Here is a 13,328-nt window from a genome sequence, read left to right as displayed (position 1 = left end):
GACCGGTGGATTGAGCGCCAGGTGCATCGAGCCGAGCAGGCTGGTCTGACCGACGGTCGCCCCCTTCGCCGACCGCGGCCTGGCCAAGATGTCCGGCACCCTGCTGGCCGTCGTTCCCGGCGGCGAGGCCGCCGCCTTGGACGACCTGCACACCGCCGACATCGGGCAATCGCTGCGCCAGCCGGGCGCGGTGATCCTGGTCGGCGAACGCCTAGCGACCTCGCCGGGAGCCCTGTCGGCGGCGATCCGGCTGGCCGAGGCCACCGGCGCCAAGCTGGCGTGGGTGCCCCGACGTGCCGGCGAGCGCGGCGCGCTGGACAGCGGCGCGCTGGCCGGGCTGCTCCCCGGCGGGCGTCCGCTGGAGGACCCGGGGGCGCGAGCCGAGGTCGCACGGGCCTGGGGCCTCGACGGCCCCGACGGCCTGCCGTCGCAGGCCGGGCGCACCACCGACGCCATCCTGGCGGCCGCCGGCGACGGCACCCTGCAGGCACTGCTGGTCGGCGGGGTCGAGCCGGCCGACTTGGCCGACCCGGCAGCGGCTTTGGCGGCCCTGGACGCGGTGGGCTTCCTGGTCAGCCTCGAGCAGCGGCACAGCGAAGTCACCGAACGCGCCGACGTGGTGCTGCCGGTCGCGGTCGCGGCCGAAAAGGCCGGTACGTACGTCAACTGGGAGGGCCGGCACCGTCGGTTCGGCGTCGCCCTGGGTGACAGCGGCGCCCTCCCGGACCGGCGGGTCCTCGACGTCATCGCCGAGGAAATGGGCGTGCCGCTGGGCCTGTCCACCCTGGAAGCGGCCCGCGAGGAGCTGGCGGCGCTGCGCAGCTGGGCCGGTGACCGGACCGCCGCGCCGGACGTGGCCGCGAGCCCGCCGCCGCACCCCGGCAGCGGTGAAGCGGTGCTGGCCGGCTGGCGCATGTTGCTCGACGAGGGACGGTTGCAGGCCGGTGAACGCAACCTGGCGGCCACCGCCCGCACACCGGTGGCGCGCCTGTCGGCCACGACAGCCGCCGACATCGGTGCCGCAGCAGGGGATCCGATCACGGTCAGTACCGAGCGCGGCGCAATCACCTTGCCGCTGGCGATCACCGACATGCCGGACAACGTGGTGTGGCTGCCGATGAACTCGGCCGGCTCGGCGGTACACCGGGACCTGGGGGTCAGCCCCGGCGCGACAGTACAGATTGGACGCACGCCATGAGCGATCCTTTGTGGTTGATGCTGGTCAAGGTGCTGGGCATCTTCTTGTTTCTGCTTCTGACGGTTGTCCTGGCAATCGTCATCGAACGCAAAGTCGTGGGCCGCATGCAGATGCGCCCCGGCCCGAACCGGGTGGGGCCCAAAGGCTGGCTGCAGAGCCTCGCCGATGCGATCAAGCTGGCACTCAAGGAGGACATCACCCCCTTCAACGTCGACCGGGCGATCTACGCTCTGGCCCCGGTCATTTCGACGGTGCCGGCGATCACGGCGTTCGCGGTGATTCCCCTGGGTCCCGAGGTCAGCATCTTCGGCCACCGCACCGCGTTACAGCTGGCGGCCCTGCCGATCGCGGTGCTGTTCGTCCTGGCGATGTCCTCGATCGGCGTGTACGGAATCATCCTGGCCGGCTGGTCGTCGGGTTCGGCCTATCCCCTGCTCGGCGGGATCCGCTCCACCGCCCAGGTGATCTCCTACGAGGTTGCGATGGGACTGGCGTTCGCCTCGGTGTTCCTCTACGCCGGGACGATGGCCACCTCGGGAATCGTGGCGGCCCAGGACCGGGTGTGGTTCGCGTTCCTGTTGATGCCGGCCTTCCTGGTGTACCTGACCGCGATGGTCGGCGAGACCAACCGGGCGCCGTTCGACCTGCCCGAGGCCGAAGGCGAACTCGTCGGAGGCTTTCACACCGAGTACTCGTCGCTGAAGTTCGCACTGTTCTTCCTGGCCGAATACATCAACATGACCACGGTGTCCGCGGTCGCCGTCACGCTGTTCCTCGGCGGTTGGCACGCGCCGTTCCCGTTCAACATGTGGCCGGCCGCCAACACCGGCTGGTGGCCACTGTTGTGGTTCACCGCGAAGCTGTGGGGTTTCATCTTCGTCTACATCTGGCTGCGCGGCACCCTGCCCCGGTTGCGCTACGACCAGTTCATGGCGCTGGGCTGGAAGATCCTGATCCCCGTGGCGCTGACCTGGGTGCTGCTCGCCGCCGGGATGCGCAGTCTGCGCAACGACGGCTACGCGAATTGGCAACTGGCACTGGCCGGCCTGAGCACGCTGACCACGGTCGTGGTGCTGCTGGCGCTGCACCGGCGATTCAGCGCGTTGAACACCCGTCTCTCCGAATCGGCGCCGGCGCCTCCAATCGTCGCATCGCAAGGTTCATTCCCCACCCCACCGCTGCCGCAACGCCCGTCGTCGCGGGCCAAGGAGGACATCCATGGCTAGCCTCAGAGACGCCCTGGCCGGGTTCGGCGTCACGTGGAAGACGATGTTCAAGCGGCCGATCAACGACGGCTACCCGGAGCGCAAGAAGCCGACGGCGCCGCGGTACCACGGCCGGCACCGCCTCAACCGGCACCCGGACGGGCTGGAGAAATGCATCGGCTGCGAGCTGTGCGCGTGGGCCTGCCCGGCCGACGCGATCTATGTGGAGGCCGCCGACAACACAGACCAGGAGCGTTTCTCCCCCGGCGAACGTTATGGCCGGGTCTACCAGATCAACTACCTGCGCTGCATCGGCTGCGGGCTGTGCATCGAAGCCTGCCCGACCCGCGCACTGACCATGACCAACGAATACGAGATGGCCGCCGACAACCGTGCCGAGCTGATCTGGGAGCGCGAGCAGTTGCTGGCACCGCTGGAACCCGGCATGGTGGCCCCGCCGCACGCGATGCCGCCCGGCGCCACCGAAAAGGACTACTACTTGGGCAGGGTCAGCCCGAACGGACTCGACGCCGACCCTGATCTGTTCGTCATGCTGGACCGAGTCAAGCAGGGCAAAGCCTGATGGGCGGCCACCTGCTCGCCGCCGACATCGTCGTGCGCACCTCCACCGGGGAGGCGGTCACGTTCTGGATTCTCGGCGTGGTCGCCGTCATCGGGGCCATCGGGGTGGTCACCGCCGCCAAAGCGGTGTACTCGGCACTGTTTTTGGCGATGACGATGCTGATCCTGGCGGTGTTCTACTTTGTCCAGGACGCGATGTTCCTCGGCGTGGTGCAGATCGTGGTCTACACCGGCGCGGTGATGATGCTGTTCCTGTTCGTGATGATGCTGATCGGTGTCGACTCGGCCGAGTCATTGGCGGAGACACTGCGCGGCCAGCGGATCGCCGCCACGCTTTCGGGCATCGGGTTCGGAATGCTGCTGATCGCCGGGATCGGTGGGGCCACCATGCACCTGCGCGGCATCAGCACACCCGCAGCGACCCCGACCGGATCGGCGGACCTGAGCCAGCACAACGTCGAAGGCCTCGCGGCGCTGATCTTCACCCGCTATCTGTGGGCGTTCGAGCTCACCAGCGCGTTGCTGATCACCGCGGTGCTCGCAGCAATGGTGCTGACCCACCGTGAGCGGCTGCGGCCCCGAATGACCCAGCGGGAGCTGTCTATCCAGCGCTTCCAATCCGGCCGGCGGCCCACACCACTGCCCACCCCCGGTGTCTACGCGCGCCACAACGCCGTGGACGTCGCCGCTCGCCTGCCCGACGGGACGTTCTCGGCGCTGTCGGTGTCGGACACCTTGACCCACCGCTGGGTCGGCGCCACCGGCAATGCCGAACACGCCGCCGACACGTCCGCGGGAACTCCAGCCGGCAACGGGGAGGACCAGTGAATCCGGAGAACTACCTGTACCTGTCGGCGATGCTGTTCACCATCGGCGCCACCGGAGTGCTGTTGCGCCGCAACGCCCTGGTGATGTTCATGTGTGTCGAGCTGATGCTCAATGCCGCCAACCTGGCGTTCGTCACCTTCGCGCGGCTGCACTCTGCGCTCGACGGCCAGATGGTGGCGTTTTTCACCATGGTCGTCGCCGCCTGTGAGGTGGTGATCGGCCTGGCCATCATCATGACGATCTTCCGGGCCCGGCGATCGGCCTCGGTCGACGACGCGAACCTACTGCGCGGCTAGGAGTTTGGGAGCCCTATGACGAATCTGAGCCAGCTGAGCTGGCTGCTGGTTGCCCTGCCGACCGCCGGTGCGCTGATCCTGTTACTCGGCGGGCGCCGAACCGACCGGTGGGGGCACCTGCTGGCCTGCGCCACGGTGCTCGGCTCGTTCGGGATCGGGCTGGCCCTGCTGGCCGACATGCTGGGCCGAGGCCCCGACGACCGGTCGATCCACACCCACCTGTTCAGCTGGGTGCCGGTGGGTGCCCTGCAGGTCGACTTCGGAGTGCTCATCGACCAGCTCTCGATCTGCTTCGTGCTGCTGATCACCGGCGTGGGCGCGTTGATCCACATCTACTCGACCGGCTACATGAAGCACGATCCCGACCGCCGGCGCTTCTTTGCCTACCTGAACCTGTTCGTCGCCGCGATGCTGCTGCTGGTGGTCGCCGACAACTACCTGGGCCTCTACGTCGGCTGGGAAGGCGTGGGTCTGGCATCCTACCTGCTGATCGGCTTCTGGTACGCGCGGCCGGTGGCGGCCGCGGCGGGCAAAAAGGCCTTCGTCTCCAACCGCGTCGGCGATATCGGACTGTCGTTGGCCATGTTCGTGATGTTCGCCGGATTCGGCACGCTGTCCTTCGACGGCCTGTTCGGCGCGGTCGGCGAGGCCGGTCCCAGCGGCCTGACCACTGCCATCGGTCTGCTGCTGCTGGTGGGCGCCTGCGCCAAGTCCGCACAGGTGCCGCTGCAGGCCTGGTTGTTCGACGCGATGGAAGGCCCGACACCGGTATCGGCGCTGATCCACGCCGCCACCATGGTGACCGCCGGCGTCTACCTGATCGTGCGGTCGGGCCCGGTGTTCGACCTGTCCCCCGACGCCCGCCTGGCCGTGGTCGTGGTCGGCGCCCTCACGTTGCTGTTCGGTGCCATCATCGGCTGCGCCAACGACGACATCAAACGGGCCCTGGCCGCCTCCACGGTGAGCCAGATCGGCTACATGGTGCTGGCCGCGGGACTGGGCCCGGCCGGCTACGCGGTGGCGATCATGCACCTGCTCACCCACGGGTTCTTCAAGGCCGGACTGTTCCTGGGCTCCGGGTCGGTGATGCACGGAATGAACGACGAGCAGAACATGCGCCGCTACGGCGCCCTGCGCAGCTTCATGCCGGTGACCTTCGTGACGTTCGGCCTGTGCTACCTGGCGATCATCGGGGTGCCGCCGTTCGCCGGCTACTGGTCCAAGGACGCCATCATCGAGGCCGCACTGGCCACCGGCGGCACCCGCGGCTGGGTCCTGGGGGCCGTGACCATCCTGGGCGCCGGTATCACCGCCTTCTACATGACCCGCGTGATGCTGATGACGTTCGGCGGCGAGCGCCGTTGGGCGGCCGACGAGAGCGAGGTGACCGCGGAGCGGGCACTGCAGCATCCGCACGAATCGCCGTCAGCGATGACCTGGCCGATGATCGTGCTGGCGATCGGCGCCGTCTTCGCCGGCGGCGCGCTGGCCGTCGGCGGGCGTTTGGAGCACTGGCTGGAGCCGGTGGTCAGCTCGGTGGCGGCGGCCGGCGAACATCACGCAGCGCACGCCATCCCGGCCTGGCTTACCGGAGCCATCACCCTGGGAGTCGTCCTGGCCGGTGTCGCGGTGGCCTACAACATGTACGGCCGCAAGCCGATACCGATCACCGCTCCCAGCGACGTCTCGGCGCTGACGGTGGCGGCCCGCAACTATCTCTACGGCGATGCCTTCAACGAGGAGGTGCTGATGCGTCCGGGTAACCGACTTGCCCAAGACCTGGTCAAGGTGGACGACGGGGTGGTCGACGGCTCGGTCAACACCGGGGCGGGGCTGGTGGCGATCGCCTCATATCTGGTGCGGCGCCTGCAGACCGGCTTCGTGCGCTCGTATGCGCTGACGATGCTCGCCGGTGCGGTCCTGGTCGTGGCGATGGTGCTGGCGGTGCAGCTGTGAACGCGGACACGAGCGTGCCCTGGCTGAGCCTGCTGTGGCTGCTGCCGCTGGTCGGCGCCGGACTGGTGATCGTGTTGCCGGCCAGCCGGCCGGGCCTGGCGAAGTACACCGGCCTGCTGGTCAGCCTTGCCACGCTGGGGGTGGCCGTCGTGGTCACCGTCGGGTTCGACACCACTCCGGTGGCGGCCCCCTACCAGTTCGTCGAATCCCATTCCTGGATACCGGCGTTCGGGGCGAGCTACACCGTCGGGGTGGACGGCATCGCGGTGATCCTGGCGTTGCTGACCGCCGGGCTGGTGCCGCTGCTGATGCTGGCCGGGTGGAACGACGGGGAGACCGGCGCCGATGCTGACGACGCGCCGCGCCCGGCAGGTCGCGCCCGGGGACCGCACGCATTCGCGGCGCTGACGCTGACCGTCGAGGCGATGGTGTTGATCTCGCTGGTCTCGCTGGACGTCTTGCTGTTCTACGTGTTCTTCGAAGCCATGCTGATCCCGATGTACTTCATGATCGGCGGCTTCGGCAGGGGCGCGAAGCGTTCCCAGGCAGCCCTGAAGTTCCTGCTGTACAACCTGTTCGGGGGCCTGATCATGCTGGCCGCCGTAATCGGGGTGTACGTGGCCAGTTCCGGGGCGGGCTCGTCCGGCGGTACGTTCGATTTCCGGGAACTGGTCTCGATCTTCTCGCCGGCGACCACCACCGTGGATCCGGGCGTCCTCAAGCTGCTGTTCGCCGGCTTCATGTTCGCCTTCGCGGTCAAAGCTCCGCTGTGGCCGCTGCACCGCTGGCTGCCCGACGCGGCGGTGGAATCGACTCCCGCGACCGCGGTGCTGATGATGGCGGTGATGGACAAAGTGGGCACCTTCGGGATGCTGCGCTACTGCCTGCAGCTGTTCCCGGACGCGTCGACCTATTTCCGGCCGACCATCATCGCGCTCGCGGTCATCGGAGTGGTCTATGGCGCGATGGTGGCGATCGGGCAACGCGACATCATGCGGTTGATCGCCTACACCTCGATCTCCCACTTCGGGTTCATCATTCTGGGGATCTTCGTGATGACCAGCCAGGGACAGAGCGGTTCGACGCTGTACATGCTCAACCACGGATTGTCCACGGCGGCCTTGTTCTTGATCGCCGGATTCCTGATCGCCCGACGCGGCGGCACTCGGGCGATCGCCGACTACGGGGGCGTGCAGAAGGTGGCCCCGGTGATGGCCGGCACCTTCATGGTCGCCTCGATGGCCACCCTCTCGCTGCCGGGCCTGGCCCCGTTCATCAGTGAATTCCTGGTGCTCATCGGCACGTTTAACCGGTATTGGGTGGCGGCGGCGGTCGGCTCCACGGCGTTGGTGTTGTCGTCGATCTACATGCTGTGGCTCTACCAGCGGGTGATGACCGGGCCCGTCGCGCACGGCAATGAACGCATCCACGATCTGGTCCCGCGCGAGTTGCTGGTCGTCACCCCGTTGATCGCGCTGTTGCTGTTCCTCGGCTTCTATCCCAAACCGGCGCTGGACATCATCAATCCGGGCGTCGAGCACACCTTGACCACGATCGGTCAGACCGACCCGGCACCGCTGACCGCTGAGGGGGCGCACTGACCATGGCGGGCATGCCCATTCCATCTGTCGAATACGGCCTCGTGCTGCCGCTGCTGATCGTTTTCGGCACCGCGGTGGCCGGCGTGGCAGTCGAAGCGTTCGTCTCGCGTCGGGCGCGCTATGCGACCCAAGTGCTACTCGCCGTCGGCGGCCTGGCCGCCGCGTTCGCCGCAATCGTCGAGGTGGGCCGCGAACTGCCGGCCGACGGCCGTGTCGCGGTGCTGGGCGCGGTGGCGGTAGACCGGCCGGCGCTGGTGCTGCAGGCCACCATCGCACTGGTGGGGATCATGGCCGTGGTGTTCATGGCGGAGCGCAACATCGGCACCGGCGTTGTCGAAGGTCCGGGTGCCGCGGCCTCGCCGACGGCCCCGCCGCGCGCGGGCATGGACGCGTTCACGCCCCAGGCGTCGGCGGTACCCGACAGCGTCGCCGAACTCGACGCCGCCCGGGCCGGGGTGACCCAGACCGAGGTGTTCCCGCTGACCGTGCTGGCGATCGGCGGCATGATGGTGTTTCCCGCCGCCAACGATCTGGTCACCATGTTCGTGGCACTGGAAGTGCTCTCCCTGCCGCTGTATCTGCTGTGCGGCCTGGCCCGCTACCGCCGCCTGCTGTCCCAGGAAGCAGCACTGAAGTATTTCCTGCTGGGCGCGTTCTCCTCGGCGCTGTTCCTGTTCGGCGCCGCTTTGCTCTACGGCGCCACCGGGACACTGACCCTGACAGAGATCGGCGAGCGGCTGTTCGCCCACAGCGGCGACCCGCTGGCGCTGATCGGTGCCGGCCTGATCCTGGTCGGCCTGTTCTTCAAGGTCGGTGCAGTGCCCTTCCATTCCTGGGTGCCCGATGTCTATGTCGGGGCGCCGACACCGGTCACCGGGTTCATGGCGGCCGCCACCAAAGTCGCCGCCTTCGGGGCGATGCTGCGCATCCTCTACGTCGCGCTGCCGGCGCTGCACGACCAGTGGCGTCCCCTGCTGTGGCTGATCGCCATCGTGACCATGGTGGTCGCCACCATCGCAGCGATCACCCAGACCGAGGTCAAAAGGATGCTCGCCTATTCCTCGATCGCGCACGCGGGCTTCCTGCTGACCGGCGTCTTGTCCGCGATCCCGGCCGGCGTCTCGGCGACGCTGTTCTACTTGGTCGCCTACAGCTTCTCCACCGTGGGCGCCTTCGCCGTGGTGAATCTGATCCGCGGCGCCGGCGGTGAAGAGGAACTCGACACGGCCCGGTGGGCAGGGCTGGGCCGGCGCTATCCGGTGGTGGGCTTGCTGTTTTCGATGTTCCTGCTGGCCTTCGCCGGCATTCCGCTCACCAGTGGCTTCATCAGCAAGTTCGCGGTCTTCAAGGCCGCGGCCGAAGGCGGTGCCGCACCGCTGGTGGTGGTGGGCGTGGTCGCCAGCGGTGTGGCCGCCTACTTCTACGTCCGGGTGATCGTGTTGATGTTCTTCACCGACTCCCCTGCCGATCCGCCGAACCTGGTTCTGCCCAGTATGTGGAGCAAGGCGGCGATCGCCCTGTGCGCAGCGGTGACGGTGTTGCTGGGAGTGTTCCCGCAACCGCTGCTGGACCTGGTGGACGCGGCAACGCAATTCGCGCAGTAAGCGGGGTATGCCCGTCGCCCCGGGCGGGTACACCCTCGGATATGGGCGACGAGTCATTTCAGCAGCTGGTCAGCATGCTGGACTACACCATGTTTGTGGTCACCACCTCAGCACACGACGAGACCTCGGGCTGCCTGGTGGGCTTCGCCACCCAGACCAGCATCGATCCGGCGAGATTCCTGGTGGGAATCTCCAAACGCAATCACACCTTCGCCGTGGCGGCCGCGTCCGAGCACGTGGCCGTCCACGTGCTGGCCCGCCAGGACATGGAGCTGGCCCGGCTGTTCGGCAGCCAGACCGGGGACGACATCAACAAATTCGAGCACTGCGCCTGGCACCGGGGTCCGGAGGGAATGCCCATACTCGATGCGGCACCGGGCTGGTTCGTCGGCAAGACCCTGCGCCGCATCGACCTCGGCGACCATCTCGGCTACCTGTTGGAGCCGGTCGCCGCGGAAGCCGACCAGCGCACCGGCGAGCTGTTGTCGTTTGCCGACGTCGGGGACCTGGAACCGGGCCACAGCGCCTGAGCGATCACCGCCGCGGCGCTCAGGCCGGTTCGCGCAGCGGCAGACCCGCGGCCCGGTAGATCGCGTCGATGACGGCCATGTTCTCGATCGCGTCCTGCGGGGTGGTCCGAACCGGGGCGCCGCGCAGCACGGCGGCGGCGAACGCGTCGAGTTGGTAGGCGTAGGAAGCCCGATGGCTGAACCGCTCCCCCCGACTGCCCCGCCGGGAGCGAACGCCCAATCGGTGAAAGTACTGGGGCATCAACGGGTTGAGGGCGCGCAGCTCGCCGTGTTCGCCGACCACGCGGGCACTGATCTGCAACAGGTTCGCCGACCACAGCGAGCAGCGGATCGTCCCGGTGTGCCCGCCCGGAAATCGCAGCCTTGCCGTCATCGCGCGGTCCACGAACGGATCACGCAGTTTCGCCTGCGCCTGCACGACGTCGGGGGTCTCACCGCCGAAGGTACGGGCCATGTGCACCGCGTAGCAGCCGGCGTCCATCAACGCTCCGCCGGCCAGCGGGTAGTGGTAGCGGATGTCGGAGAAGCGCGGCAGGGGAAAGCTGAGCGCGGCGTCGACCCGCTGGAGCTTGCCCAATTCACCCGAGGCGATGATCTCCTCGATGCGACGTGTCATCGGGTGATAGCGGTAGTGGAACGCCTCCATCACCACCAGGTCGGTGCGCGCGGCGGCCGCGGCGATCGCACGGGCTTCATCGGCGTTGGCGGTGAACGGTTTCTCGCACAGCACGTGCTTGCCGGCATCCAGCGCGGCGCGGGTCCACCGGCCGTGCAGGTGGTTGGGCAACGGGATGTACACGGCGTCGACGGCCGGGTCGGCGATCAGCGCGTCGTAGCTGTCGTGGACCCGCTCGATGCGGTGTTTGCCGGCGAAGGCACGGGCGCGGCTGGCGTCGCGCGCTGCCACGGCGCTGACCACCACGTCCGGGTTGGCGGCGGCGGGTTTGACAAGTGCATCCGGGGCGATCCGGGCCGCCCCCAGCACTCCGATGCGCAGCACCGGGGTGGTTCCGGTCATGCCTCGGCGCTCCGGATGAGACGGAAACCGGCCACCCGGCGGCCGGGCAGCGCCGAGGTCGTCATATCGACCACCTTGCGGGCCTGCTCACGTACCGCGGTGGCGGGGTCGAGCACCGACAGGTAGACCTCGTGGGCGGCCAGCGACTCCACCGCGGTGTCGAGGTAGGCGTCCACGTCCTCGACGTGACTGGGTCCCGGCCCGCCCTGGAAAAGCCAACGGGGCGTGGACGCCATGGCGTCCCAGGCGTCGGTGACCGCGGCGGCGAATTCGATGTGGTCACGCTGATTGGGCATCCCCGGCGCAAACTCGGGGGCGCCGTAGACCGCGACCACCACATCGGGGCGCACGTGCGCGATCACCGAGGCGATCTTGGCCCGCAGTGCCGGCGTGTTGGTGATGTTGCTGTCCGGGAAGTCCCAGAACTCGACGCCGGCGACCGGGTCCACGCCCACGATCGCCGCGGCCCGCCGTTGCTCGGCCTCCCGCAGTGGGCCGGCTTCCTGCGGATCCATCCCGGCGATACCCCGCTCGCCCCGGGATGCCAGCGCGTAGCGCACCCGTTTGCCGGCGGCGGTCCACTTCGCCACCGCTGCCGCAATGCCGTATTCGGGGTCGTCGGGATGCGGAACCAGCACCAGCATCGATGCCCAGTCCGCCGGGAACGGCAGCGGTTCGTTCGGTGCGGACATGGCCTTAGGTGAGCACACCGCGGGCGATGATGTCCGCCGTCTGTTGTACCCAGTCGTCGTCGAGAGTGTCCTGGGGGCGCAGCATCATGCTCAACAGCACTGCGCCGCCGATGATCTCGACCAGCCGTCCGGCGTCCACGCCCGCGCGCACATCGCCGCGGCTCACCGACTCTGCCACCCAGTGACGGGTCACCTCGAACAGGCCCTGGAACCGTGACAGCACCCGGGCGGTCAGCTCGGCGTTGGTCGACATGTCGGCGATCAGGCCGGGCAGGGCGGCCCGCACCACCGGGTCGGTGAAGGAGTCACGCGCACCGGTCATCATCGCCTGGAGAATGCCGAACGCATCGCCGGGTCCGGCGGTCACCGCGCTCGGCGGAACCGAGAAGACGGCTTCGTGCACCAATTCGGCTTTGCTGGGCCACCGGCGGTAGAGCGCGGTCTTGGTGGTCCCCGCTCGCTCCGCGACAGCCGCCAGACTCAGGTTGGCATAACCGACTTCGACAACAAGCTCCACCGCGGCCTGCAATATGGCAGCGTCAATGCGGGGGTCACGAGGCCGTCCGGCGCCGGGCCCCTTGTCAAGGGCTGAAGGTTCTGCTTTCATACCGCTACCTGTCGTATCGTAATTACCTGACGGAGGATACCGCCGTGGTCGACCAACCGACTGTGGAAGTGGAAAAAGACGTTGGCCGACTCCAACGTTCGAGCCGCGATGTCACCACCCTGCCCACGGTAATGTCTCGCTGGCTTGCCACGAAGCTGCCCGGCGCGATCACGCCGGAGATCAGTGTCGAAAGCGGTGTGGACACCAACGGCATGTCGTCGGAGACCATCATGCTCGCCGCGCGCTGGCCGGCCGACGAAGGTCCGCAACACCAGCGCTGGGTGATGCGGGTGGCACCGGCACCCGAGGACGTTCCGGTGTTTCCGGCCTACCGCCTCGATCACCAATTCGAGGTGATGCGGCGGGTGGGCGAGCTCACCGATGTCCCGGTGCCGAAAGTCCGCTGGCTGGAACCGACCGGCGAGGTGCTGGACCGGCCGTTCTTCCTGATGGATCGGGTGGACGGCGACGTGCCACCCGACGTCATGCCCTACACGTTCGGCGGCAACTGGTTCGCCGACGCGACGGCCGAACAGCAGCGGAGCCTGCAAGACCGCACCGTCGAGGTGCTGGCCAAGCTGCATGCCATCGGTGATGCGGCACAGACCTTCTCCTTCCTCGACGAGGACGCCGACGGAGACACCGCGCTGCGGCGCCACTTCGAGAAGGTGCGGCAATGGTACGAGTTCGCGGTGCCCGACATGGGGCGTTCGCCGCTGCTGGACCGGGCCCTGGCCTGGCTGGAGCAGAACTGGCCGGCCGACGTGGCGGCCGGTGAGACCGTGCTGTGCTGGGGCGACTCCCGCGTCGGCAATGTGCTTTACCGTGATTTCCGCCCGGTTGCGGTGTTGGACTGGGAAATGGTGACGCTGGGACCACGCGAGCTGGACGTCTCGTGGCTCATCTTCGCGCACTTGGTCTTCGAGGAGCTCGCTGGGCTGGCGGGGCTGCCCGGGCTTCCGCAGGTGCTGCGCGAAGAGGATGTCCGGGCCACCTACCGCGCTCTGACCGGCGTCGAACTCGGCGACCTGCACTGGTTCTACGTCTACGCCGGCGTGATGTGGGGGATCGTCTTCATGCGCACCGGCGCCCGCCGTGTGCATTTCGGGGAGATGGCGAAGCCGGAGAGCCCCGAGTCGCTGTTCTACCACGCCGGACTGCTCAGAAAGTTGATGGGAGTAGAGAACTGATGCTGGGACCACTTGACGAAT

Annotated in this window: 12 protein-coding genes and 1 pseudogene; 10 read left to right on the top strand and 3 right to left on the bottom strand. The window is 68.1% G+C overall.

Going from position 1 to position 13,328, the window contains the following annotated elements:
• Positions 1 to 55: 55 nt before the first annotated feature.
• The 9 genes and pseudogenes from LI92_RS15975 to LI92_RS15935 form a co-directional block, all read left to right on the top strand.
• Positions 56 to 1,198 (top strand): annotated as a pseudogene (locus LI92_RS15975) (molybdopterin-dependent oxidoreductase); the annotation flags it as partial.
• A complete protein-coding gene (gene nuoH, locus LI92_RS15970; RefSeq protein ID WP_046320490.1) occupies positions 1,195 to 2,424 on the top strand; it encodes an NADH-quinone oxidoreductase subunit NuoH in 1,230 nt (409 codons plus the stop codon). The pseudogene LI92_RS15975 and the gene nuoH, both read left to right, overlap by 4 nt.
• Positions 2,417 to 2,986 carry an NADH-quinone oxidoreductase subunit NuoI gene (gene nuoI, locus LI92_RS15965; RefSeq protein WP_046320489.1) on the top strand — a complete coding sequence of 190 codons (570 nt, stop codon included), beginning with the start codon at positions 2,417 to 2,419 and terminating at the stop codon, positions 2,984 to 2,986. The genes nuoH and nuoI overlap by 8 nt, the downstream gene beginning before the upstream one ends.
• Complete coding sequence (locus tag LI92_RS15960; protein WP_046320488.1) at positions 2,986 to 3,813, top strand: NADH-quinone oxidoreductase subunit J; 828 nt, start codon at positions 2,986 to 2,988, stop codon at positions 3,811 to 3,813. Before nuoI ends, LI92_RS15960 begins: the two co-directional genes overlap by 1 nt.
• On the top strand, positions 3,810 to 4,109 hold the full coding sequence (gene nuoK, locus LI92_RS15955; RefSeq protein WP_046320487.1) for an NADH-quinone oxidoreductase subunit NuoK: 300 nt from the start codon (positions 3,810 to 3,812) through the stop codon (positions 4,107 to 4,109). Before LI92_RS15960 ends, nuoK begins: the two co-directional genes overlap by 4 nt.
• A gap of 15 nt (positions 4,110 to 4,124) precedes the next feature.
• Positions 4,125 to 6,065 carry an NADH-quinone oxidoreductase subunit L gene (gene nuoL, locus LI92_RS15950; RefSeq protein WP_046320486.1) on the top strand — a complete coding sequence of 647 codons (1,941 nt, stop codon included), beginning with the start codon at positions 4,125 to 4,127 and terminating at the stop codon, positions 6,063 to 6,065.
• Positions 6,062 to 7,666 (top strand): NADH-quinone oxidoreductase subunit M, encoded by a 1,605-nt coding sequence (locus LI92_RS15945; protein ID WP_046320485.1) that lies wholly within the window; start codon positions 6,062 to 6,064, stop codon positions 7,664 to 7,666. The genes nuoL and LI92_RS15945 overlap by 4 nt, the downstream gene beginning before the upstream one ends.
• A gap of 2 nt (positions 7,667 to 7,668) precedes the next feature.
• Entirely contained in the window at positions 7,669 to 9,270 is a 1,602-nt protein-coding gene (gene nuoN / locus LI92_RS15940) for an NADH-quinone oxidoreductase subunit NuoN (protein ID WP_046320483.1), read from the top strand.
• 41 nt (positions 9,271 to 9,311) lie between these two features.
• Entirely contained in the window at positions 9,312 to 9,800 is a 489-nt protein-coding gene (locus tag LI92_RS15935; RefSeq protein WP_046320482.1) for a flavin reductase family protein, read from the top strand.
• 19 nt (positions 9,801 to 9,819) lie between these two features.
• Here the strand turns inward: LI92_RS15935 and LI92_RS15930 are convergent, their stop codons facing one another.
• From LI92_RS15930 to LI92_RS15920, 3 genes are read right to left on the bottom strand one after another with little or no spacing between them, the layout of a single operon-like run.
• Positions 9,820 to 10,818, bottom strand: coding sequence for a Gfo/Idh/MocA family protein (locus LI92_RS15930; RefSeq protein ID WP_046320481.1), 999 nt, complete (start codon positions 10,816 to 10,818; stop codon positions 9,820 to 9,822).
• Positions 10,815 to 11,510 carry a PIG-L deacetylase family protein gene (locus tag LI92_RS15925; protein ID WP_046320480.1) on the bottom strand — a complete coding sequence of 232 codons (696 nt, stop codon included), beginning with the start codon at positions 11,508 to 11,510 and terminating at the stop codon, positions 10,815 to 10,817. Before LI92_RS15925 ends, LI92_RS15930 begins: the two co-directional genes overlap by 4 nt.
• A 4-nt stretch (positions 11,511 to 11,514) precedes the next feature.
• A complete protein-coding gene (locus LI92_RS15920) occupies positions 11,515 to 12,117 on the bottom strand; it encodes a TetR/AcrR family transcriptional regulator (protein WP_046320478.1) in 603 nt (200 codons plus the stop codon).
• 44 nt (positions 12,118 to 12,161) lie between these two features.
• Here LI92_RS15920 and LI92_RS15915 point away from each other — a divergent pair, with 44 nt between their 5' ends.
• A complete protein-coding gene (locus LI92_RS15915) occupies positions 12,162 to 13,307 on the top strand; it encodes a phosphotransferase family protein (protein ID WP_046320476.1) in 1,146 nt (381 codons plus the stop codon).
• Positions 13,308 to 13,328 lie beyond the last annotated feature (21 nt).

The organism is Mycobacterium sp. UM_Kg1 (assembly GCF_000972925.1).
Taxonomy (GTDB): Bacteria; Actinomycetota; Actinomycetes; order Mycobacteriales; family Mycobacteriaceae; genus Mycobacterium; species Mycobacterium hiberniae.
This window is presented reverse-complemented; position numbering and strand designations above follow the sequence as displayed.

What these genes read in the sequence shown, in the direction of transcription:
- nuoH (WP_046320490.1), top strand. Translation starts at nt 1,195, where the DNA reads ATGAGCGATCCTTTGTGGTTGATGCTGGTCAAGGTGCTGGGCATCTTC.
- nuoI (WP_046320489.1), top strand. Translation starts at nt 2,417, where the DNA reads ATGGCTAGCCTCAGAGACGCCCTGGCCGGGTTCGGCGTCACGTGGAAG.
- LI92_RS15960 (WP_046320488.1), top strand. Translation starts at nt 2,986, where the DNA reads ATGGGCGGCCACCTGCTCGCCGCCGACATCGTCGTGCGCACCTCCACC.
- nuoL (WP_046320486.1), top strand. Translation starts at nt 4,125, where the DNA reads ATGACGAATCTGAGCCAGCTGAGCTGGCTGCTGGTTGCCCTGCCGACC.
- nuoN (WP_046320483.1), top strand. Translation starts at nt 7,669, where the DNA reads ATGGCGGGCATGCCCATTCCATCTGTCGAATACGGCCTCGTGCTGCCG.
- LI92_RS15935 (WP_046320482.1), top strand. Translation starts at nt 9,312, where the DNA reads ATGGGCGACGAGTCATTTCAGCAGCTGGTCAGCATGCTGGACTACACC.
- LI92_RS15930 (WP_046320481.1), bottom strand. Translation starts at nt 10,818, where the DNA reads ATGACCGGAACCACCCCGGTGCTGCGCATCGGAGTGCTGGGGGCGGCC.
- LI92_RS15925 (WP_046320480.1), bottom strand. Translation starts at nt 11,510, where the DNA reads ATGTCCGCACCGAACGAACCGCTGCCGTTCCCGGCGGACTGGGCATCG.
- LI92_RS15920 (WP_046320478.1), bottom strand. Translation starts at nt 12,117, where the DNA reads ATGAAAGCAGAACCTTCAGCCCTTGACAAGGGGCCCGGCGCCGGACGG.